22 protein-coding genes and 1 tRNA gene are annotated in these 22,515 nt (G+C 65.3%); 6 read left to right on the top strand and 17 right to left on the bottom strand.

Annotated elements, in window-relative coordinates; translation table 11 throughout:
- Nucleotides 1-30 precede the first annotated feature (30 nt).
- From KIH77_RS03530 to glyA, 10 genes are all read right to left on the bottom strand, one after another.
- Nucleotides 31-1,248 carry a hypothetical protein gene (locus tag KIH77_RS03530; protein ID WP_219099727.1) on the bottom strand — a complete coding sequence of 406 codons (1,218 nt, stop codon included), beginning with the start codon at nt 1,246-1,248 and terminating at the stop codon, nt 31-33.
- Nucleotides 1,249-1,417: 169 nt separating this feature from the next.
- Entirely contained in the window at nt 1,418-2,107 is a 690-nt protein-coding gene (locus KIH77_RS03525) for a histidine phosphatase family protein (protein ID WP_219099726.1), read from the bottom strand.
- Nucleotides 2,108-2,130: 23 nt separating this feature from the next.
- A complete protein-coding gene (gene rsfS / locus KIH77_RS03520; RefSeq protein WP_219099725.1) occupies nt 2,131-2,565 on the bottom strand; it encodes a ribosome silencing factor in 435 nt (144 codons plus the stop codon).
- Nucleotides 2,566-2,613: 48 nt separating this feature from the next.
- Complete coding sequence (glmU, locus tag KIH77_RS03515) at nt 2,614-3,990, bottom strand: bifunctional UDP-N-acetylglucosamine diphosphorylase/glucosamine-1-phosphate N-acetyltransferase GlmU (RefSeq protein ID WP_219099724.1); 1,377 nt, start codon at nt 3,988-3,990, stop codon at nt 2,614-2,616.
- A 150-nt stretch (nt 3,991-4,140) separates the two neighbouring features.
- Nucleotides 4,141-4,211: transfer RNA gene (locus KIH77_RS03510), tRNA-Gln, on the bottom strand.
- Nucleotides 4,212-4,334: 123 nt separating this feature from the next.
- Nucleotides 4,335-5,348, bottom strand: coding sequence for a ribose-phosphate diphosphokinase (locus KIH77_RS03505; RefSeq protein WP_109137669.1), 1,014 nt, complete (start codon nt 5,346-5,348; stop codon nt 4,335-4,337).
- 87 nt (nt 5,349-5,435) lie between these two features.
- A complete protein-coding gene (gene nadD, locus KIH77_RS03500; RefSeq protein ID WP_236024459.1) occupies nt 5,436-6,083 on the bottom strand; it encodes a nicotinate-nucleotide adenylyltransferase in 648 nt (215 codons plus the stop codon).
- Nucleotides 6,084-6,112: 29 nt separating this feature from the next.
- Complete coding sequence (locus KIH77_RS03495; RefSeq protein WP_219099722.1) at nt 6,113-6,646, bottom strand: phosphoribosylglycinamide synthetase; 534 nt, start codon at nt 6,644-6,646, stop codon at nt 6,113-6,115.
- Nucleotides 6,643-7,938: a glutamate-5-semialdehyde dehydrogenase gene (locus KIH77_RS03490; RefSeq protein ID WP_219099721.1), complete on the bottom strand. Its 1,296-nt coding sequence runs from the start codon at nt 7,936-7,938 to the stop codon at nt 6,643-6,645. Before KIH77_RS03490 ends, KIH77_RS03495 begins: the two co-directional genes overlap by 4 nt.
- Nucleotides 7,939-8,078: 140 nt before the next feature.
- Nucleotides 8,079-9,389, bottom strand: coding sequence for a serine hydroxymethyltransferase (gene glyA, locus KIH77_RS03485; protein WP_219099720.1), 1,311 nt, complete (start codon nt 9,387-9,389; stop codon nt 8,079-8,081).
- A gap of 213 nt (nt 9,390-9,602) precedes the next feature.
- Between glyA and thrC the strand changes: the two genes are divergently transcribed.
- Nucleotides 9,603-11,087 carry a threonine synthase gene (gene thrC / locus KIH77_RS03480; protein ID WP_219099719.1) on the top strand — a complete coding sequence of 495 codons (1,485 nt, stop codon included), beginning with the start codon at nt 9,603-9,605 and terminating at the stop codon, nt 11,085-11,087.
- Nucleotides 11,088-11,260: 173 nt separating this feature from the next.
- Here the strand turns inward: thrC and KIH77_RS03475 are convergent, their stop codons facing one another.
- Nucleotides 11,261-12,244, bottom strand: a complete 984-nt coding sequence (locus KIH77_RS03475) for a D-isomer specific 2-hydroxyacid dehydrogenase family protein (RefSeq protein WP_219099718.1) — start codon at nt 12,242-12,244, stop codon at nt 11,261-11,263.
- Between the two features lie 240 nt (nt 12,245-12,484).
- Between KIH77_RS03475 and KIH77_RS03470 the strand changes: the two genes are divergently transcribed.
- From KIH77_RS03470 to KIH77_RS03455, 4 genes are all read left to right on the top strand, one after another.
- A complete protein-coding gene (locus tag KIH77_RS03470) occupies nt 12,485-13,189 on the top strand; it encodes a hypothetical protein (RefSeq protein ID WP_219099717.1) in 705 nt (234 codons plus the stop codon).
- Nucleotides 13,179-13,487: a transcriptional regulator gene (locus KIH77_RS03465; RefSeq protein WP_219099716.1), complete on the top strand. Its 309-nt coding sequence runs from the start codon at nt 13,179-13,181 to the stop codon at nt 13,485-13,487. Before KIH77_RS03470 ends, KIH77_RS03465 begins: the two co-directional genes overlap by 11 nt.
- 131 nt (nt 13,488-13,618) lie before the next feature.
- A complete protein-coding gene (locus KIH77_RS10415; RefSeq protein WP_236024437.1) occupies nt 13,619-14,896 on the top strand; it encodes an ABC transporter ATP-binding protein in 1,278 nt (425 codons plus the stop codon).
- Between the two features lie 22 nt (nt 14,897-14,918).
- Nucleotides 14,919-15,626: a hypothetical protein gene (locus tag KIH77_RS03455; protein WP_219099715.1), complete on the top strand. Its 708-nt coding sequence runs from the start codon at nt 14,919-14,921 to the stop codon at nt 15,624-15,626.
- Nucleotides 15,627-15,725: 99 nt separating this feature from the next.
- Here KIH77_RS03455 and KIH77_RS03450 read toward each other — a convergent pair whose 3' ends face one another.
- From KIH77_RS03450 to KIH77_RS03425, 6 genes are all read right to left on the bottom strand, one after another.
- Nucleotides 15,726-16,409 carry an HAD family hydrolase gene (locus KIH77_RS03450; RefSeq protein WP_219099714.1) on the bottom strand — a complete coding sequence of 228 codons (684 nt, stop codon included), beginning with the start codon at nt 16,407-16,409 and terminating at the stop codon, nt 15,726-15,728.
- Nucleotides 16,402-17,226: a bifunctional hydroxymethylpyrimidine kinase/phosphomethylpyrimidine kinase gene (thiD, locus tag KIH77_RS03445; protein ID WP_236024436.1), complete on the bottom strand. Its 825-nt coding sequence runs from the start codon at nt 17,224-17,226 to the stop codon at nt 16,402-16,404. The genes KIH77_RS03450 and thiD overlap by 8 nt, the downstream gene beginning before the upstream one ends.
- Nucleotides 17,227-17,430: 204 nt before the next feature.
- Nucleotides 17,431-19,173 (bottom strand): DNA repair protein RecN, encoded by a 1,743-nt coding sequence (recN, locus tag KIH77_RS03440; protein ID WP_219099712.1) that lies wholly within the window; start codon nt 19,171-19,173, stop codon nt 17,431-17,433.
- An 8-nt stretch (nt 19,174-19,181) separates the two neighbouring features.
- Nucleotides 19,182-20,093, bottom strand: a complete 912-nt coding sequence (locus KIH77_RS03435) for an NAD kinase (RefSeq protein ID WP_236024435.1) — start codon at nt 20,091-20,093, stop codon at nt 19,182-19,184.
- 102 nt (nt 20,094-20,195) lie between these two features.
- Entirely contained in the window at nt 20,196-20,420 is a 225-nt protein-coding gene (locus tag KIH77_RS03430) for a helix-turn-helix domain-containing protein (RefSeq protein ID WP_219099710.1), read from the bottom strand.
- Complete coding sequence (locus KIH77_RS03425) at nt 20,420-20,884, bottom strand: DUF2975 domain-containing protein (protein WP_219099709.1); 465 nt, start codon at nt 20,882-20,884, stop codon at nt 20,420-20,422. The genes KIH77_RS03430 and KIH77_RS03425 overlap by 1 nt, the downstream gene beginning before the upstream one ends.
- A 384-nt stretch (nt 20,885-21,268) precedes the next feature.
- Between KIH77_RS03425 and KIH77_RS03420 the strand changes: the two genes are divergently transcribed.
- The gene (locus tag KIH77_RS03420; protein ID WP_219099708.1) at nt 21,269-22,474 is read left to right on the top strand and encodes an ROK family transcriptional regulator; all 1,206 of its coding nucleotides are present in this window, start codon (nt 21,269-21,271) and stop codon (nt 22,472-22,474) included.
- Nucleotides 22,475-22,515 lie beyond the last annotated feature (41 nt).

The following is a 22,515-nucleotide window of genomic DNA, read 5'->3' as shown; positions in this document are numbered from 1 at the left end:
CGAATCACGGGGACGTGACGGCGGGTCCAGTCAGTTGGCGGAGCCGTTCGTACCGGAGCCGTTCGCGCCACCGGTGGTGCCGCCGGTGGAGGTGGAGCCGGAGTCCGTGCCTCCTGTGGTGCCGCCGGTGGTGCCGGATGTGCCGGAGTCGGTGCCCGACGTGCCGGAACCGGAACCGGTGCTTCCACTGGTGCCCGAGCCGTTGTTCGTGGTGCCGCCGGTGGAGGTGGAGCCCGACGTGCCGGAACCGGAACCGCTGGTTCCCGAGCCGTTGTTGGTGGTGGTCCCGGATTCGCCCGTGCCCGTATCGGAGCCGGTGCCGGTGGAGTCGTCACCGGTGCCGTTCGTGGTGCCGGAACCGTTGTCCTGCGTCGTCGACTCGCCGGTCGCGGTCTGCTGCGGGCTCGGCGCCACGCTCTGCGTCTGCTGCGGGCTCGGCGTCGTGGTCTGCGTGGTCTGCACCGACTTCGGGAGGTTGCGCTTCACCACGTCGTCGGTGCCCTGGCCGCCGGTGAGCGCCAGGATGATGCCGGAGGTGACGCCCACGGCGAGCAGAGCGGCGGCGATGGTGATGACCAGCGCCTTGCGTCGGGTCTTCGCATCCACCCCCGAGGTCTTTCCGGCATGGTGGATGGTCTCCTTGGACGCCGCGCCCGACGCGTGCGAGCGGGGGGCGAACGACACCGGCGTGGAGGAATCCCCGGTGCCGGCGAGCGCCGGCTTTTCTCCGGCGACGGCGGGCATGACCGATGTCGCACCGTCGGTGGCGTCATCGGACGATGAGCCGGCGACGGGGATTGCGGGCATGACGCGCGTGGATCCGTCGGAGTCGTCCGGCTTCGTGCCGGCTGCCTGCTGTGCCACCGTGGGGATGACCTGCGTGCCGCCATCGGCGACGGGCCGCATGACCGAGGTGCCGCCGTCCGACGCCGCCATGTCCTCCACGGCGTCGGAATGCATGACGACCGGGCTCATGGCGCGGGTGGCGGCCATGGCCGCCGCTCCGGACCCTCCGGCCACGCGGGGCTTGCGAGTCTCCTGCGGCTCGGCGTCATCCGGACCGCCTACCCATTCCACTTTCTCCTGGATCTTCTGCCCGGAGACCTTCAACACATTCTGGTACAGCTGCGACGAAACCGCGGAGACCACCGATCCGACGGCGACGCCGATGACCGAGCCGCCAAGACCGATCTTGGCGGACAGCAGAAACGACGTCACCGCGGCGAGGGCGCCACCGATGACGGGCACAGCCGAAATGTTCGTAAAGAACTTCTTGAACACAACACCCCTTATGTAACCGTTTGCTCTGGTATGCCGTTACGTAGCGTATGCGAAACGCCGTCTCCGCGGCGCGGAAACCGGATATCGGCCACAAACCATTACAGGACCGGACGGGGATGCCCTCGCGACGCGGGGTTCAGGGCAGTTGCGGGTCGTCCCAGCCGGCCATCTCCGCGATGGCCGGCCCGTGGTTGAACGCCGCGAGCCTCCAGCGCACCGAGCCGTCCGGCAGGTCCAGGGGACGCAGACGGCACCAGTGGGCGTTGCGCATCGATACGAGCGAGGCGAAGTCCGGGCGGATGTCGGCGAGGCCCAGCAGCACCTGCAGGGTCTGGGAGATCCATGCGCCATGGGAGAAGACGAACAGGTCGATGTCGTCCCCGGCGCGGGTGGACCAATCCTCCAGCGCTTCGACGCCGCGGGTGCCGACGGCGATCTTGGCCTCCGCGCCATGGTTCATCTCACCGCCGCGGAAGGCCATGAAGGAGGCGAAGTCCTCGGGCCATCGCTCATGGATGTCGTGCAGGCGCAGTCCCTCCCATTCCCCGAAGTTCCGTTCGCGCACTCGCGGGTCCGCATGAACGTCCAGACCCAGGGCGTCGGCGAAGGCGTGGGCGGTCTGCATGGACCGCACGAGGTCGGAGCTGACGACCAGCTGCCTCCTGCCGGAGTCCTGCACGTATAACGTGCGCAGTGATTCGCCGGTCCGCGCCACCTGCCATAGTCCGGTCTCGTCGAGGGGGATGTCGGACTGCCCCTGCAGCCTGCCGACCGCGTTGTAGGCCGTTCGGCCATGCCTCACCAGCGTGATGGAATGCACACGCATCGGGCACGTCCCGCCTTCGCCCGTCACCGGACCGTCTCCCCGATGGCCGATGGCGCGGGTTCGTCCTCGACGGGGTCGCGACGGCCCTGCTCGGGGTGCTCCAGCTTGAGGTCGATGTCCGGGCAGTCCTTCCACAGGCGTTCGATGTCATAGAACTCCCGCTTGTCCTCGAGCATGATGTGGGCGACGAAATCGCCGTAGTCGAGCAGCACCCACTCCCCCGAGTCGAAGCCTTCGCGTTCGCGTGCGTCCATGCCCTTGCGCAGGTGGAGCTGCTTCTCGATCTCCTCGGCGATGGCGACCACCTGCCGGTCGGACGATCCGGAGGCGATGAGGAAGGCATCGGTGATGCCGACCGGACCGCTCACGTCGATGGCGACGATATCCGTTGCCTTGACCGAGTCGGCGGCCCGGGCGGCGATGCGGACGGAATCGATGGAATCTTGTGCTGCGGGCACGTGTGCACCTTTCTGTTGGCGTCTGCTGATGGGGTTCCAGGCTGTTCGCTACTTCGACGGGGTCCAGTGCTCGACGACGTGCTGCGTGTTCTCCGAGTACACCATGGCGTCGTCGGGCACGTCGTGGCGCACCACGGACCCGGCACCAGTGGTCACGCCGTCGCCCACGGTGACGGGCGCGACGAACATGTTGCCGGCGCCCACGTGCACGCCCGAGCCGATCTCGGTGTGGTGCTTGTTCTTGCCGTCGTAGTTCGCGGTGATGGTGCCGCCGCCGATGTTGGTGTGTTCGCCCACATGGGCGTCACCCACATAGCTCAGATGCGGCACCTTGGTGCCGTTGTCGATGTGGGCCTTCTTCATCTCCACGAAGGCGCCTGCCTTGGTGCCTTCGCCCAGGTCGTTGCCGGGGCGCAGATAGGTCCACGGGCCGATGTTCGCATCCTTGCCGATGTGCGTGCCCTGCACGCGGGAACGCTCCACCACGGCGCCCTCGTCCACCACGGCGTCGATCAGCGTGGTGTAGGGGCCGACGACGGCCTTGGAGGCGACGACGGTGCGCCCCTGGAGGAAGCTGCCGGGCAGCACGGTCACATCCCGGCCGAGCTCCACATCGTCCTCGATCCACGTGGTCTCGGGGTCGGGGATGGTGACGCCGGCGCGCATCCACGTCTCGCAGACGCGGCGGTTGTGGGCCTTGGCGAGCCTGGAGAGCTGCACACGGTCGTTGACGCCTTCGACGGCGAGCGCGTCGGGCGCGGCGTAGGCGCCGACGCCGCCGAACTCCTTGGCCTTCTCCAGCGCGTCGGTGAGGTAGAACTCGCCCTGGGCGTTGTCGTCGTCGAGGCCGGCGATGGCCTGGGCGAGCACCTTGGCGTCGAACACGTACACGGAGGTGTTCACCTCATGCACGGCGAGTTCCGAGGAGTTGGCGTCCTTCTGCTCGACGATGCGCAGCACCTGCCCCTGCGAGTCGCGGATGATGCGGCCGTATCCGGTCGGGTCGTCGAGGATGGTGGTCAGCACGGTGGCGGAGTTCCCGGACTGCGCGTGGAAGTCCATGAGGCTGCGCAGCGTGGTCTCGTCCAGCAGCGGCATGTCGGAGGCCGCGATCAGCACGGACCCGTCGAGCGGCCCCTCCGCGGACAGCTGCGACATGGCGCACTGCACGGCACGGCCGGTGCCGGGAATCTCGTCCTGGTGCACGATGGTGACGTCGGCGTCGTATGACCGGGCGGCCTCGGCGACGCGTTCGCCCTGGTAGCGGACCACGACGCCGAGCACCGTCGGCTCGAGCGCCCGCACCGAGCCCATGACCCGCTGCAGGAACGTCTTGCCCGCCAGTTGGTGCAGCACCTTGGGGTCGTCCGATTTCATGCGGGTTCCCTCGCCAGCAGCCAGAATGATCGCCGCGCTGAATGTCATGTTCGTTTCTCCACTTCGTTGTCCGCACGTCCGGCCGCTTGCGCGGCGCAGTGCGAGGTCGACAGAATTCGTAAAAACCATATATAAGCATATAGCCGGCGTGCCCATCGGAATCGCGAACGTTCCGAGATGCGCGCCGGCCGGTGCAAGCTCCCCCACCTGGACTCGAACCAAGACAAAGGGTTCCAAAGACCCGTGTGCTGCCATTACACCATGGGGGAAGGGGCGGCGAAAACCGCCGAGCCACCATTATGCCACATCCTCGGGAAAAACCGAACGGAAACGAACATGACGGCGGCTTTTCAGTGATTCATCGACGCGTCGCGTCGCCGGCGGGGCGTCCGTCAGGCGAACAGGAATCCCTGGCCGTGATGCGCCGGATAGGTGTCGAACAGCTCGGCGACCGAACCGTCGTTGAAGACCTCCTTGATGGCGCTGGCCAGCAGGGGCGCGATGGACAGCACGGTGAGACCGTCCCAACGCTTGGATTCGGGAATCGGCACGGTGTCGGTGAGCACGATCTCGCGGGCCCCGCAGTTCTTGAGCCGTTCGATGGCGGGACCGGAGAGCACGCCATGCGTGGCGGCGACGGTGATGGACTTGGCTCCGGCCTCCTTGAGCACATGGCATGCGCCGGCGATGGTGCCGGCCGTGTCGATGAGGTCGTCGACGAGGACGCAGTCCTTGCCCGCCACGTCGCCGACCACGCGGTTCGAAACGGCCTGGTTCGGACGGGTGATGTCGCGGGTCTTGTGCACGAAGGCGAGGGGGCCTCCGCCGAGGCGCTGGGCCCACTGTTCGGCCACGCGGATTCGTCCGGCGTCGGGCGAGACCACGGCGATGTTGGAGAGATCGAGACGGTCGCGCACGTAGTCGACCAGCACGGGCATGGCGATGAGATGGTCCACCGGGCCGTCGAAGAAGCCCTGGGACTGCGCGGCGTGCAGGTCGACGCTCATGATGCGGTCCGCGCCGGCGGTGGCCAGCAGATCGAAGATCAGACGGCAGGAGATGGGCTCGCGCCCGCGGTGCTTCTTGTCCTGTCGGGAGTAGCCGAGCATCGGGCACACGGCGGTGATGGAGCGTGCGGAGGCGCGCTTGAGCGCGTCGATCATGATGAGCTGCTCCATGATGGCCTTGTTGACCGGGGTCGAATGCGTCTGCAACACGAAGACGTCCGCGCCTCGCACCGATTCCGTGTACCTTACATACATCTCGCCGTTGGCGAAGTCGTATGCAGTGGTTTCCAGAATGTCGATGCCCAGCTGCTTCGCCACATCTGCGGCCAGCTTGGGGTGCGCCCTTCCGGTAACGAGGATGAGGTTCTTGTCTGGCTTTCCTTCAAGGATTGCGCTCACCGTATCTCCAAACGTGTGCGGGTCTGATGACAATGCCCCACTATAACCGCCGTAGCAGACGAGACACGCTCACATGGCGGGCCCGCCTCACCGGTACAGACCGTGCTTGGAGATGTACTGCACCACGCCGTCGGGGACGAGGTACCACACCGGCTCCCCGTCCTCGCTGCGGCGTCGGACGTCCGTGGACGATATCGCCAGTGCGGGGATCTCCAGGGTGTCGACGGCCCGTGCCGGGATGTCGAGGCTCTTCAGGTCCGACGAGTACCCGGGGCGGGACACGGCGACGAAGTGGGCCAGCGACCACATCTCGTCGGCGTCCTTCCATCGCATGATCTCCGCGACGGCGTCCGCGCCGGTGATGAAGAACAGTTCCGCCTCGGGACGCGCCCTGTGGATGTCGCGCAGCGTGTCGATGGTGTAGGTGACGCCCGGACGGTCGATGTCGACCCGGGAGACGGTGAACTGCGGGTTCGACGCGGTGGCGATCACCGTCATCAGATACCGGTCCTCCGCGTTCGTGACCGTCTTGTCGAGCTTGAACACCGGACGGCCGGTGGGCACGAACATGACCTCGTCAAGGTCGTACACCCAGGCCACTTCGGAGGCGGCGACGAGATGCCCGTTGTGTATGGGGTCGAACGTACCGCCCATGATGCCGATGCGCGGCACCGTATGATGGTTGCCGCGGGTCGAGAGACGCTGATAGTCCCGTCCCCCGTTGAGCTCCGACATGGTTCGTGACGTCGGACGCGTCGTCCCGCTCATGCCCGGTCCTCCGCTGAATGCTGTTCGTCCTCGGCGCGGGTCTCGTCCGCCATCTCGCTGGCGCTGCCCGACGAGCCGGGGTCTATCTTGTCCATGTCCTCGTCCCATTCCTCCTGCACGACGCGGCGGATCTCGGCGAAGGTCGGCAGCGGGAAGTCGGGCTGGAAGATCTTGCGGATCTCGGCGACGCGTTCGGAGATGCGGATTAGCACGTCGGTCATGTCGTCGATGCCGCCCTCGCGCTCCGCCTCGCGGAACTTGCCGATGTACTCCTCCATGATGCGCGCATGGGAGACGGTGTCGGCGAGCTGGTGGTCGTCGACGTCCACTACGTCCGGGGCGTCCGCGTCGGGCCATCCGATGAGCACGGCGTCCGCGTATTCGAGCGCGGAGCGCTGCGCCGCGGTGGGTATGCCGTCCTCGATCTGCACAAGGAACACGTATCGGACGAGGCTGAGCCTTTCGGCCGCGACGCGCAGCCACAGCTTCGGGTCCTGGCGTCCGTCTCCGGTCATGGTCCTGTCGTTCATGGGCGCACCTGTCCTGTTCCGTAGCCGATCCATTTCGTGGTGGTGAGCTCCTCGAGTCCCATGGGCCCGCGGGCATGCATCTTCTGCGTGGAGATGCCGAGCTCGGCGCCCAGTCCGAACATGCCGCCGTCGGTGAACCTCGTCGAGGCGTTGACCATGACGACGGCCGAGTCGATTCGCCGGGTGAATTCCTCGATCCGCGAATAGTCCTCGGAGAGGATGGCCTCGGTGTGGCCCGTTGAATACGTGTTGATGTGGTCGATGGCCTCGTCCATGGTGTCGACGACCTTGACGCCCATCTCGTAGTCCAGGTATTCGGTGACCCAGTCCTCGTCCGTCGCGGGCAGGATGTCGAGCCCGTCGATGCCGGCGTTGGCGATGATGGTGAGCGCGGCCTCGTCCGCGTGGATCCGCACGCCGTGCTCCGTCAGCGCGTTCGCCACGACGGGCAGGAAGTCCTCGGCCACGGCTCCGTTCACCAGGAGCTTCTCGGCGGCGTTGCATACGCCGACCCGCTGGGTCTTCGCGTTGATGATGATGGGCAGCGCCTTGTCGAGGTCGGCGGTCTCGTCGACGTAGATGTGCACGTTGCCGGCGCCGGTCTCGATGACCGGCACCTTCGAGTTCTCCACGACCGCGCGGATGAGTCCCGCACCGCCGCGGGGCACCAGCAGGTCGACGTGGCCGCGCGCCTCCATCATGGCGAGGGCGCCGTCCCTGCCGAAGCGGTCGACGCTCGACACCAGGGAGGCGTCGAATCCGTGGCCGGCGAGCACCTCGCCGATGACGCGGAGCGTGGCCTCGTTGGTGCGGCGCGCCGCATGGCCGCCGCGCAGCAGCACGGCGTTGCCGGATTTCAGGCACAGGGACGCCACGTCCACCGTCACGTTGGGTCGGGCCTCGTAGATCATGCCGATGACGCCGATCGGCACGCGCACCTGGTTGAGGCGCATGCCGTTGGGCAGGTTGCGTCCGCGGACCATCTCCCCCACCGGGTCGGGCAGCGACGCCACGTTGCGCACCCCCTGGGCGGTGGCGGCGACCCTGGCGGCGTCGAAGCGCAGACGGTCGAGCAGTCCCTCGACCATGCCGGAGTCCTCCGCCTCCTTCATGTCGGAGTCGTTCGCCGCCTCGATGGCCTCCGCGTTCTCGACGAGCGCGTCCGCGATGTCGAGCAGCACCGCGTTCTTGAGTTCGGTGCTGGCCCGCGCCAGCGACTGCTGGGCGTAGGCCGCGTCGTCGGCCATGTCGCATACGGCCTCGAAGACCTCGTTCATTGTTTCCTCACCCATGGGGCTCCCATCCGTTTGTCTGGAACACCATCATAATGCCATACGACATGAAAGAATCTCCCCGCAACACGTCATGACGCCGGTCATGGCGACGGTTGCGGGGAGATTCCCGCCTGTCTCCGGCCGTGGCCGGTCCCGCGTCAGTCGACCTGGTCGAGGTCGGGGTAGAGCGGGAAGTCGGCGACGAGCCTGTCGACGCGGGCCTTGAGGGCCTCCACGTCGGCGCCCTTGCCGGCCGCGAGCGCGGTGCCGATGATGTCGGCGACCTCCTCGTATTCCTTGGGCCCGAAGCCACGGGTGGCGAGCGCGCTGGTGCCGATGCGCAGACCGGAGGCCACGGAGGCCGGGCGCGGGTCGAACGGCACGGTGTTGCGGTTTATGGTGATGCCGCACCGGGCGAGCAGGTCCTCGCCCTGCTGGCCATCCATCTCGCTGTTGCGCAAATCGACCATCACCAGATGCACGTCGGTGCCGCCGGTGAGCACGGAGATGCCATTGGCCTTCACGTCGTCGGCGGTCAGGCGCTCGGCGAGGATCTTGGCGCCGTCGAGCGTGCGCTGCATGCGGTCCTTGAATTCGGGGGTGCCCGCCACCTTGAAGCTGACGGCCTTGCCGGCGATCACATGCATGAGCGGGCCGCCCTGCTGGCCGGGGAACACGGCGGAGTTGAGCTTCTTGGCATACTCCTGCCTGGCCAGGATGAAGCCGGAGCGCGGGCCGCCGAGCGTCTTGTGCGCGGTGGAGGAGACGACGTCGGCGTACGGCACCGGGCTCGGGTGCAGGCCGGCGGCGACCAGACCGGCGAAGTGGGCCATGTCGACCCAGAACTTGGCGCCGACCTCGTCGGCGATCTCCTTCATGGCCTTGAAGTCCTCGATGCGCGGGTAGGCGCTCCAGCCGCCGATGATCATGGCGGGGTGGGTCTCAAGGGCGCGTTGACGGATGATCTCCGGGTCGATGCGGAAGGTCTCCGGGTTCACGCCGTAGGCCTCGGCATGGTAGAAGCGGCCGGAGAAGTTGATCTTCATGCCGTGGGTGAGGTGGCCGCCGTGGTCGAGGGCGAGGCCGAGCACGGTGTCGCCGGGCTTGACGAGCGCCTGGTAGACGGCGGCGTTGGCCTGGGCGCCGGAGTGGGGCTGCACGTTGGCGTATTCGGCGCCGAACAGTTCCTTGGCGCGGTTGCGTGCGATGGTCTCGAGCTTGTCGACCTGCTCGCAGCCGCCATAGTAGCGGCGTCCCGGGTAGCCTTCGGCGTACTTGTTGGTGAGCACGGAGCCCTGGGCCTGCAGCACGGCGCGGGGCACGAAGTTCTCGGAGGCGATCATCTCGAGGCCGTCCTGCTGGCGGTGCAGCTCCGCGGTCAGGATGTCGGCGATTTCCGGGTCGGCCTGCGCGATGGGCGCGTTGAACGCGTCGCCGGCGTGCTGGGGATGGGACGTCTGGTCGGTCATGATGCTCCTTTACTTCTGCATGAGGGACGACTAGCGTCCCAGTGTAAACAGTTTCGGTTACGAAGCCAATCCCCGCGCACGTTCGTCTCATTTTCCATCGGCCGCGGGCATCCCCTTTCCCGCCGGGCAAAATGAGACGTGGCGGCCGAATGCCCAGTGCTGACAGTAATATTGGTATGTCCATATCTTGTCGAGCATCCAAGGATTTCGAACGTGACCACCTTCCACAGCACACGAAGCACCACTGACTCGCTCACCTCCAAGCAGGCCATCCGCAAGGGCATCGCCGACGACGGCGGTCTGTTCGTCTCGGATTCCCTTGGCGACGAGCATGTCGACATCGCGTCCCTCGCCGGCAAGAGCTACCAGCAGATCGCGCAGGACGTGCTGGCGAAGCTGCTGCCCGACTTCACCGCGGAGGAGCTGGCCGACTGCATCCGCGAGGCCTACGGCGACCAGTGGGCCGACCCGGCCATCACCCCGCTCAAGCCGTTGGGCGACGACTACATCCTCGAACTGTTCAACGGCCCGACCAGCGCCTTCAAGGACGTGGCGCTGCAGATCCTGCCCCGCTTCATGGCCCGCACCACGCCGGCCGGCGGCGACGACAACGAGAAGATCATGATCCTCACCGCCACGTCCGGAGACACGGGCAAGGCGGCGCTGGCCGGCTTCGCCGACGCGCCGGGCACCGCCATCACCGTGTTCTACCCGGAGGGCAAGGTCAGCCAGGTGCAGCAGCTGCAGATGACCACGCAACTCGGCGCCAACGTGAACGTATGCGCGGTCAAGGGCAACTTCGACGACGCACAGTCCGCCGTCAAGCGCATCTTCGGAGACAAGGACCTCGCCGCCGAGCTCGCCGGCACGTCGCACACGGTGCTCTCCTCCGCCAACTCCATCAACGTGGGCCGTCTGGTCCCGCAGGTCGTGTACTACTTCGTCGCCTACGCCCAGCTGCTTGAACGGCAGGTCATCAACGTCGGCGACGAGGTGGAGTTCACCGTGCCGACCGGCAACTTCGGCGACATCCTCGCCGGCTACTACGCCAAGCTGCTCGGCCTGCCGGTGAAGCATCTGGTCGTGGCCTCCGACAGGAACAACGTGCTGTTCGACTTCCTCACCTCGGGAACATACAACCGCAAGCGCCCGTTCTACCAGACCATCTCCCCTTCGATGGACATCCTCGTATCCTCGAATCTGGAGCGCATGCTCTACTACTTCTCCGGCAAGGACACGCGCCTGATCTCCATGCTCATGAACGACCTCAACGAGTGGGGCGCGTTCGAGGTGCCCGAGCCGATGCTCAAGTCCATCCGTTCGCTGTTCGGCTGCGGCTGGGCCGACGAGGACCAGGTGCGCAAGTCCATCCACGACTGCTGGGAGAGGAACCACTACGTCATCGACCCGCATACGGCGTGCGGATACTTCGTGATGCAGCAGATGCCGCGCGACCCGCTGACGCCGCGCGTGCTGCTGAGCACCGCCAGCCCGTACAAGTTCCCGCGCGTGGTCAACGAGTCGCTTGGCCTCGACGCCTCGGGCACCGATTTCGCATGCATGGACGTGCTCGCCAAGGCCACCGGCACCACGGCCCCCGCCGCGCTGCGCGGACTCGAGACCGCGCAGGTGCGCTTCGACGACGTCGTCGACATCGAAGCCATGGAAGAGTACGTGCGCTCCGCCGCCGAAAAGTAGTCGAATTCCATATTGTCGTCCCGAACGAGCGGCGGGCTGTGCCCTCCACCGTCATCCTGAGCGGAGGGCACAGCCCGGAGTCGAAGGATCTTGACCGATACGGGTGAAGATCCTTCGACTCGCTTCGCTCGCTCAGGATGACAGAGGCGCAGCTGATTCGCCGTACGCGGCGATCACACCAGCCGCGTACGGAAGTCGCCGTCGGTCAGCACGGCGCGGATGCCGTCGACCGAGCAGGAGACCATGCTGTGCACGGCGGCGTCGGTGTAGAACGCCATATGCTGCGTCATCACCACGTTGGGGAACTGCCGCAGGTACGCGATGCCGCGGTTGGTGAGGATGTCGGTCCTGCGGTCGCGGTGGATGAGGTCGCCCTCGGTCTCCACGGTGTCGAGTCCGAGGCCGCCGATCTTCTCGGCCTCGATGTTGTCGATGAGCGCGTCGAGGTCCATGAGTTCACCTCGCGCGCAGTTGACGAGCACCACGCCGTCCTTCATCCTCGCGATGGATTCGCGGTCGATGATGTGGTATGTGGAGTCCAGCAGCGGCATGTGCAGGGTGATCACGTCGCTGTTCGCATACAGGGTGTCAAGGTCGACGTATTCGGCGTGCTCGGCCACTTCGGCCTTCGGATGCGGGTCGTAGGCGAGGATCCTGCAGCCGAAGCCGGTGAGGCACCGGATCACCGTGGCGCCGATGCGGCCGGTGCCCATCACGCCGACCGTAAGATTGCGCAGTTCGCGCCCCTGCAGTCCCTGGAGAGAGAAGTCATAGACCTGTCCTCGCCATAGGGCCGGCTTGTAGTTGCGCAGCACCAGCAGGATGAACATCACCGTGTATTCCGCCACGCCATTGGGAGCATAGTCGGCGTTGAGCACGGCGATGCCGAGACGTTTCGCCGCATCGAGGTCGATGTGGTTGTAGCCGATGGTGCGTGTGGCCACCACAGTCACACCACGTTCAGCCAGCGAATCCAGCAGTCCGGCGTCGCAATGACTCTGTCCCAGTATGCTTACGCCGTCACAGCCATCGGCCAGTCTCACGTTCCCCATCGTCAGCGGCTCCTCATGCAGATCGACATCCACCCCGACCCGTTCCGCCTCGGAAACGAATGCCTCACGCTCGTCGTCCCGCACCTCGAATGCCGCGATTCTCATGCCATGCCGCCTTTCCTCCCGTCGTCGGGAACTCGTCAATCGTCATCAGCCATCATAGCGACACGCAAACTTCTTTCCATGATGGAAAGTGTTATGCTTTCCGTAACGGAAAGAGGTTTGCCGGCCGACATGTAGTCATGCGTGACCACGTGACCGCGTGACCACGCGTAACCACACATGACGCCTCATCACGACGAGCCTCGATCTGCGCAACCGTGAATCAACCGTCTGAGGAGACACATGATGAACGACACGCCACAACCGCGACGCACGGACGGCGGCACCCCTCTCCATCCCGAACCGGAGGAACGCCACGATGTCTCCCGGGACCTTCCAATCGACGCGCTGGGGCAACTGCAGGCGCTGAGGGATCTCGACGCCGACCGCCTTAATCTGGCGCAACGCGGGCAACGGGGGCACACCGCGATGCTGCTGCCGTTCGCGGTGCTGGGCTTCATCGTCATCATGCTCTACTGGCCGTTCGGCCTGATGTTCGGCGGGTACATCGAGATGACCTGGACGATGCTCTTCGCGTTCCTGGTCTTCGCCATCCTGTCCATCGCGGTCATGCTTCTGCTGATGCAGCGGTATCAGCGACGGACCGGCATGGCGACGTATTTCGGCGGCAGGGCCTCCCGCAAAGTCTCCATGAGAGCATGGCGCAGCCGGACATATGCGACGACATACGTCCTCGTCATCGCCGCGGAGATCGGCATCCCCTGGCTGGCCATGGCATGGGGCTATCACGGCGGGACATGGCCCGTGGCCGCGCTGATTGCCCTGATCGGCAGTCTGGTGATCTATCTGCTGCTGCGATGGAACATGCGCCTGTTCTTCCGGATGCTCTCCTCCCCTGCATTCGACGGAGCGAACCCGCCGGCAGTCACCCCGTCCCCCGGTTCCGGCTCCCCGTCCGCCCGCGAAGGAGGCCGGCATGACGAGTGACGCTCCGGAACCGAAGTTCGATGACGTCATTCACGCGCCGATTCGCCTACGCATCTGCGGCATGCTGGAAGCCTACGGCACCCTCAGATTCGATGCCCTGCGCGACACGCTGAACGTCAGCGACGCCACCTGCTCCAAACATCTCAAAACCCTCGCCGACCACGGATACGTGACGCTCACCAAGAAAACCGGCGAAGGCCGGAGATACAAGGTCACCTGGGTGCAGCTCACCGATGACGGTCTCCGTGCCTTTCAGGGGCACGTTGCCGCACTGAAGCGAATCATCGCCGGCGAATAGACCATCGCGGCAGCCCGCCGACCACCGATTCGACCCGACCGCATCGGGCCGCGCGTCAGCATACCCGAATCCGCCCACTCATACGTTCTTCCGCCATCATCCGCTTCCCATCACCAATCCACGAGGCAATCATGAAAGCCATTCTTTATCAGGATCTGATCCGGCTCAAACGCAATACGCCGATGCTGGTGCTGCTGATCATCGGGATCGTCCTGTCCGCGGCGATGCTGGCCCTCACCGCCATCGTCGACCCCACGCCCCGCATGGCCTCCACCATGCTGCAGGGTTCGCTGATCTGTCTGATCATGACGGTCACCCCGACCTGCGCCTTCGAACTGATCCGAACCGATCTCGTCAACGGCACGATCGCCATGTTCCTGTCGAGCGGCCGGCCCCGCTGGCAGTATCCGCTCGCACGGTTCATCATCGCAATCATTCCGCCGGCCGTGCTGGGTTATGCCGTCATCCTCGGTTTCCACGCGCTCGTCCCCGTCCTGCACGGACCGTTCGTCGGATCGGCCGGTCCGCTGATCATCCTCGAACCGTTGATGCCGGCGCTCATGCTCTACTCCTGGTCCATGTTCTTCAAGGGAAAGGCAATGCTCATGACCACGACCACCATATCCGGATCCGTCACCACTCGGCATACGACCATCGCGACCCCGATCGCGGTCTCCGTACGGGACGTGTCCTTCGGGTACCGTCGGAACAGGCCGGTGCTCGAACATATCGACCTCGACGTGCCGAAAGGCCAGTCGATCGGCATACTCGGCTACAACGGCGTGGGCAAGACCACCCTGTTCGGCGTAATCACCGGCACGCTGAGACCACAGTCCGGCCGCGCGATCATCAACGCCGACGTCTTCGGATCGATGCGCAACGTGTTCCAGCTCACCGATTCCGGGAACCTGACCCGCGACATGACCGTGCGGGAGAACATCCGCTTCCGTGCGATGCTGTATGCCACGCACGACCGCCCGCATCCGATCGACCTCGACCATCTCGAGGACCTGCCGATGGTAAGGGCGTTCGAACTCGGCGAGCATCTCGACAAGAAGGTGAAGGAGCTGTCCGGCGGATTATGCAAGCGTGCAGGCATCGTGGCCGGTCTGCTGTTCGACCCTCATCTGATCATGCTCGACGAACCGACCAACGCCGTGGACCCGGTCACACGGCAGCTGCTCATCGAACTCATGCGGCAGCTGAAGGCCGACGGCCGCACGATCATGACCATCACGCATGACCTCGAATACTGCTGGGAGGTGGCCGACCGCGTGGTCATGCTGGATGATCGCCGGATCGTCGGGGACCACCGAATCGCGGACTATGCCGACTACGAGTCGTTCCGACAGGCCGCAACGCTCGGCCGGGAACGGAACGACGTCGATTTCGGCATCGGCTCCCACTAAAGGAAGGAAAGGACGAATCATCATGAATGCCGTGATCTGGAAGGACTGGCTCCTGTGTCGACGCACCCCATTGTTCTGGGTGGTGATCGGCGGCGTGGCGGTGTTCTATGTCGTCGGAGCGTCGATGCTCTGCTCCACGCTCGGCAGCGGGTATGGGGATGTGGTCCTGATGCTGCTGGGACCGTGCATCGCCTATGTTCCGCCGGTGCTGACCGCGGGACTGTCGTACCCGAACACCGATACGGCGGCCGGTGGTCTCAACGGCATGCTGCGGGATGACGGCGCCATCGAAACCGTACGCTGTTCGGACCGTTCGATGGTCGGATATTTCATGGCGAAAAGCGTGATGCCGATGGGCGTGGCCGTCATGCTGTTCCTGCCGATGGCCGCCTACTGCCTGTGGGTCGGTGTACTTCCGCTTTCCGAAGCGTTCTCGGTGCCGACCGCCTACGCCATGGGCTCCGCCGTGCTGCTGACGTTCGTCAATCAGCAGATCCTGCTGGCCACGCGGGCGCACACGGTGGGCGCCTTGCACCTCATGGTCCTCGTCACCCTGATTCCGGTGTTCGCGTTCATGATCCTGTTCATGTTCGTCCCCTATTGGGCGGCGCTGATGATCATGCTGGCCTTCGGGCTGCTCGCCGCGGCGATCAGCGTGGCCAACTGCCGCAGGCGGCATCCGAATACGCTGGCCCCACTCGTGCCGATGAAACCGACGTCGGCAGCCTAGCACCATTCCTTCTTTCACCATCGCTGCATGCGGTAGTCGCCATCCATGCAGGTCCGGCGGATAGGTCCTGCCGTGTTCTGCGGTCGCTCCGGTGAGTTTCTACAACGTTCGCGGCGCCTCGTCGAAATCATGCATGACGCCGTCGGCGACCTTGCGAATCTGCGGCCAGTGGGTCGCCGACGACGCGTCGTACATGGCCCACGCCGTCATGCCGACGGACTTGACCGCCCGGATGCCGACGAGGATGTCCTCGAACACCGTGCAGTCATGCGGCTCCACGCCGATGCGTTCGGCCGCATACAGGTACACGTCGGGATGGTCCTTGGAGACGTGCCCGACGTCGTCGACGCTACACAACGCGTCGAACAGGTCGAACACGCCAAGCCGGCGCAACACGGGTTCGCGGAAGTTCGGCGGCAGGCTCGTGGCCACGGCGAGTCTCGTGCCCGTGGCTTTGAGATGGCGCAGATACTCCCCCGCATGGGGCTTGAGCGGCACGGTGGTCGAATACGCCTCGAACGCCATGCGATTCCACTCGTCCATCAGCTCCTCGGGGGTGTCCGGCAGACCGAACCGTTCGATGGTGTAGCGCGCGCAGCCGTCGAACGACATATGGGCGATGGAGTCGGCGTAGTCCCGCGGCACGTCGAAGCCGCGGGAATGCAGAAACTCGTTGTCGACGTCCGTCCACACGTGCATCGAGTCGAGCAGCGTGCCGTCGAGGTCGAAGATAGCGCCCTTGCCGGCGTTCGGCATGCCGTCGTCGGGGATGGCGTCAGGCATTGGCGTCGAAACCTTCGAGACCGTGGGCGTACAGGTCCCAGAAATGGTTGGTCGGACCATTGCCATGGCCCAGCTCCAGCGAGTGCTCGATGGCCATGGTCACGTACTTCTTCGCCCTGCCGATGGCCTCGTGGAACGGGTGGCCAAGCGCCAGGTTGGCGGCGATGGCCGAGGAATACGTGCAGCCGGTGCCGTGCGTGTTCTTCGTGTCGATGCGTTTGGCGGAGAATTCGTAGAATTCCGTGCCGTCGTACAGCACGTCGATGGCGTCGCCCGTGGCATGGCCTCCCTTGACCAGCGCGGACGTGCAGCCCATCTCCTGGATGGCCTTGGCCGCCGCCTTCTGGCCGTCAAGGTCCGTGATCTTCAGCCCGGAGATGCATTCGGCCTCGGGAATGTTGGGAGTGAGCACGTCGGCGTGCGGAATGACGATGTCGATAAGCGAGTCGATGCAGTTGGGGTCCATGAGCGGGGCGCCGTTCTTCGCGTACATGACCGGGTCGATGACCACGTTCTCGGCCTGGTATTCGACGAGCTTATCGGCCACGACCCGCATGATGTCGGGATTGTCGAGCATGCCGACCTTCACCGCCTTGGGACGGATGTCCTCGAAGACGGCGTCGATCTGGTCGGCGATGATCTTCGGGTCCACGTCGAGCACGGAGATCACACGGGCCGTGTTCTCGGCGACCACGGACGTGATGACCGACATGGCGAAGCAGCCGTTGGCGCTCATGGTCTTGAGGTCGGCCTGGATGCCGGCGCCGCCGGAGCAGTCGGATCCGGCGATGGTGAGGGTCGGGGTGAGGGTTGTCATAGTGGTTTCCTTCATGGTGATTGATGGTGATTCGATGATAGTTCAACCGGGTGTGGGCTTTGGGATATGGGTATCCGACACACTCAAGGCCGTTCGGCCGGGAGGCTGCGCCTCCCAAGCTTACGGTCGGATACCCATATCCCAAAGCCCGATCAAGCATTCGGCATCTCGGCGGGTGCGAATCCGAAACTGCCCCGACGGCCTCTAGAGGGTGGAGGATTTGAGGAGCTCGCGGGCGTGGACGAGCGAGGTCTCCGATTCGCTGCCGGCAAGCATGCGGGCGATCTCGCGCTCGCGTGCGTCGCCGCGGACCTCGGTGACCGTGGTGGTCGCCCCGTCGTCTTCGCCGCCGTTCGCCTCCACGGTCTTGGAGACGACGAATTGCGCGTTCGCCCACGACGCCACCTGCGCCAGATGGGTGACGACCACCACCTGCGCGTGACGGGCGAGCTGCGCCAGCCGCCGGCCGAGTTCAACGGCGGTCTTGCCGCCGACGCCGGCGTCCACCTCGTCGAACACGAACGTCATGGCGAAGTCGCCTCCGCCGTTCATGCCACGGTCCGCGGCCACGAGCTCAAGCGCCAGCATCAGTCGGCTGAGCTCGCCGCCCGACGCGCTTTTGCCCATCGGCAGCTGCGGCGAACCGGGGAACGGCGTAAACAGAAAACGGATGTCGTCGCGCCCGCTGGCGTCCAGCGGCCCAAAATCCCCGGGACCATCATGACCGGAACGTTCGCGTGCCCGCACGTCGATGTCCAGTGCGGCGCCGGACATCGCCAACGACGCGAGCTCCCCGGTCACGCGGGAGGCGAGTTCGCCCGCGGCGGCCACACGTGCCTCATGCAGCGCATCCGCGGCGGCGAGCGCGGACTCGTAGGCGGTTTCACGTTCGCCTCGGAGCTGCTCGACGCGTTCCGGCGAGGCATCGAGGTCCTCGAGGTCGTAACCGGCCTGTTCACGCCAGTCGAGCACGTCCTGGATCGTCGGCCCCCAGCGTCGGGTCAGTTCGTCGAGGTCGTGGATGCGTTCATTGATCTCGTCAAGGTTCTGCGGTTCCTCCCCGCCGTCGGCCATGCCGCCAAGCGTGAATGCCACGTCCTCGAGTTCGGCGTTCAACGATGCCAGTCGGTCGGCGATTTCACCGTACTTGCCGGCCACGTGGATGCCGCGCAGCGACTGCACGGCCTGATCGACCAGCGCCGTCGCGCCCATGGCGTCGTCCGCGCCCATCTGGGATCCGTCGAGCGCGGCCAGCGCGCCGCCGATGCCGAGTGAGATCTCGGCGGCGTTCTCGATGCGGTCGCGCATCGCCTTGAGCTCGTCATCCTCCCCGGCGTGCGGATTCACGCCGTCGATGCGTTCTATGGATTCGCGCAGGTAGTCGGCCTTCTGCATGGCGTCCGATTCCTGTTCGGTCACGTTGCGGAGTTTGACGTCGACGTCGTTGAGATGACGCCATGCCGTTCGGTAGGCGTCCAATAGCCCATCGTCCTGCGCGTACCGATCGAGGAAGTCACGCTGTCGCGCCGCCGATGCCATGCGCAGCTGGTCGGCCTGCCCGTGGATGGTCACCAGTTCCCCGCTGATGTCGCCCAATATGGCCCGAGGCACGCTTCGGCCGTTGAGCACGGCGCGGGAGCGTCCGTGTGCGGGCAACGTGCGGGTGAGGAAGATCTCCCCGTCCTCCACATCGCCGCCGGCATCATGGACGATGCCGACCGTCGGCGAGGAATCCTCGACGGCGAAGATGCCCTGCGCCCAAGCGCCGTCCTCCCCCGGCGAGACCAGACGTGACGCCGCCGATCCTCCGGATATCATGCGCAAGGCGTTCAGCAGCATGGATTTGCCGGCGCCGGTCTCGCCGGTTATCGCCGTCATGCCCTTTGCGGGGCGCAGTACGGCGTGATGAATCGGCCCCAGTGAACGGATCTCCAGTTCTTCGAGCATTCCGGGCCCTACTCCCCCTGCTTCCTGTCGTTTCTGCTTTTGTTCGATTCACGCCATCCCACCACGGGAAGGTCGAACTTGCTGACCAGACGGCTGGTGAACGGCACGCCGAGCAGTCGCGCCAGTTTCAGCGAATTCGGCGACTGACGCACTACGATTCGCGATCCCCGGGGCAATCCTCGCTGGCGGCGCCCGTCGCAGCAGATCCATCCCTCGCTGGAGGAATCCCCGAGGATGTCGATGGTGAACGTGGACTTCGATCCGATGACCAGCGGGCGGGAGAACAACGCATGGGCGGCAAGCGGCACCAGCTGCAGCGCGTCCACGTTGGGCCAGATGATCGGCCCGCCGGCGGAGAACGCATATGCCGTGGAACCCGTGGGCGTGGAGACGATCACACCGTCGCATCCGAACGAACTCATCTCCACGTCGTCCACGCGGATGCTCAGCTCCACCATCTTGCCGCGGTCGGCGCGCTCCAGCGTCACGTCGTTGAGCGCCCACTCGTGCAGCGGCTCGTCGGAACCGGGAAGCCATACGTCCACCCATGCGATCACGCGTTCGTCGATCGAGTAGTCCCTGTTCGCGATCTTGCGGATGGCGTCCCGGATCTGGAAGCTTTCGAATTCGGCGAGGAATCCGACGTGCCCCATGTTGATGCCGACGATCGGCACGTCCGTGCCCTTGACGAGTTCGGCGGCCCGCAGTATCGTGCCGTCGCCGCCCAGCACCACGACGATCTCCGTGTCCGGGGCCACCGTCTGCATCTTGGGCGCGGCGAACGGAGGGGCCTCGAGGTTGTCGACGATCGCCACATCGAAGCCGGCGTAGATGAGCTGCTCGACGACCTCCTTGACCTCGGTGCCGGTGGCAGCCAGCTTGCTGTGGGTTACGACGACCGCATGTCTTGGAACTGGCAATACATCCTCCTCGCATATTCCCGCCGAAACGGAGTCCACGTCATATTCTCCCACATCGAACCGATAAAGTCTCCCATCAACCGCCGTCATTCCCGGCGAACGTCATTCCCGCCCGGCGTCGTCCCCGTCGGTCCATGCCAGAATGTCCCCTGGCTGGCATTCGAGCACGCGGCACAGCCCGTCCAACGTGCTGAACCGTATGGCCCTGGCCCTCCCGTTCTTCAGCACCGAGACGTTGGCCGCGGTGATGCCGACCCGCTGTGCGAGCTCGCCCACCGACATCTTGCGCTTCGCGAGCATCACGTCGAGGTTGACCACAATCGCCATCAGATCACCGCCTCGAGTTCCTCGCGCTGGTCCGTGGCCTTGCCGAGCAGACCGCGCATGACCACCATGAGCAGCGCCGCCGCCGTCTCGCCCAGCAGCGCCGCGAACAACGCACCGAGCAGTCCGAGCGGCCCCACCCCGGCGATGAACGCCGCATGGACCAGCAGCGCCAGCGTCAGCAGCGCCGCGAGGACGGCGCACCATATGATGGCGTCGACCCAGAGGAACGCCGCACGGGAGAACACCACGCCGGCCCCGGTCATCGACAGCAACCTCCACACCGCGACGACGGCGGCCTCGAAGCAGGCGATGATGGCGATGGACAATGCGAGATAGGGCACCCGCAGATACGCGTGCGCCGGATCGTCGGCCGCGCATTCGGCGGCGAGGACCGGCAGCAGCACGGCCTGACAGGCGAGGGCGCCGACCTCGATGAGGGCGAGCAGCACTTTCAACGCCGCCATGGCCCATCCATCCGCACATGGTCGTCGGTGGTTCGTCATCGCGACTCCTTCCATGGTCCAGAATGCCGGCGGCCCATCATGCCGACGACATCGTCCCGACATTGTCATCCATTGAAACACAATAAGAATATCACGATTTTCAATTAAAATATATCGATATTCGATATATTCGACATATTCAATCCCTTAAGAAAACATCTCACACAAGATCCGCCCCCACGTCACCGACGCCCGCGATACGGGCGGTCGTGCCGACCGACGCCACGCCGCACGGCACGCCTTCCAACCGAACACCCCGCCCTCCCGGAGTGTCGCGCTTGCGCTTAATCAATTAACGTTGTTAATATATTCACAGCAACAAGCAACGACGTCAAGGAGGACAGGATGATCACACCCGGCAGCACGCATGCCTCGATGGCCGAGCTCAACCGCTCCCGCATCATCCAGCTTCTCCATCGCGACGGCATCTGCTCACGGGCCCACATCGCCCGGCAGCTCGACCTCACCCCCGCCGCCATCACCAAGATCACCGCGCAGCTCATCGACATGGGCGTCGTCAGCGAGACCGGCAACCTCGACGGCATCAAGAAACGCCGTTCCATCGGACTGCAGCTCAACGAATCCAAGTACCGCGTCATCGGCGTGAAGTTCGCGCGCACGCTCGTGCGTCTCGGCGTCTTCGACCTCGGCGGCAACATGGAAAGCGAACAGCTGCTGCCGCCCGTCAGCGGCGGCCGCATCCGCGAGACCCTCGACGACGTCAAGCGACGCATCAACGACATCCTAGCCATCGACGAATCCATCGTCGCCATCGGCATCGCCGTCCCCGGTCCGTATCTTCGCGACGAGGGACGCATCGCCGTGGTCACGTCGATGATCGAATGGCGCGACGTCAACTTCATCGACGAATTCGCCGGGACGTTCCGCGTGCCCGCGTTCATCGAACAGGACGCCCGCGCCGGCGCCCTGGCGCAAAGCCTGTTCGGGGCGGATGCCGACCCGCGCAGCCTCGGCTACTATCTCATCGGCGAAGGCGTGGGACTCGGCCTCATCGACAACGGCAACCTCGTCAACGGCAACCTCGGCGCCGCCACCGAAATCGGCCACGTCAGCATCGACATCCACGGCAGGCCATGCGAATGCGGCAACGTCGGCTGCCTCGAGAACTACTGCTCCGCCGTGGCCCTGCACCACGACATCATCGACGGCGGCCTGGTCGACGGCGCGGAGCACATGACGCACATCAATGCCTGCACCGCCCTGTTCCGACTTGCCAAGGACGGCGACGAGACGGCACGCGAACTCGTCCGCGCCTTCGCGCGGTACATCGGCTACGGCTGCGTCACCATCATCAACGCGTACAACCCCGCCCAGATCGTGCTCGGTGATATCATGGCACAAGCCGGTTCGATACTGCTCGACGAAGTGCAGACCGTGGTCGAACGGCACGCCCTGCCCGCCCTGCGGGACACCACGCTGATCACCATATCCGACCTGCCCGTGGACGCGACGCTCTCCGGAGCCGCCGCCGTGGCCGCGGCGCAATTCCTCGAACACCCCACAGAATTCGTCGGACAGCCCAACGACTGACCACCCATACCGACAACAACCAACCCAACCAACACCATAAT

The organism is Bifidobacterium pluvialisilvae, from assembly GCF_019331695.1.
Lineage (GTDB): Bacteria > Actinomycetota > Actinomycetes > Actinomycetales > Bifidobacteriaceae > Galliscardovia > Galliscardovia pluvialisilvae.
The sequence above is the reverse complement of the archived record's forward strand: the minus strand, read 5'-3'. Positions and strand labels throughout refer to the sequence as shown.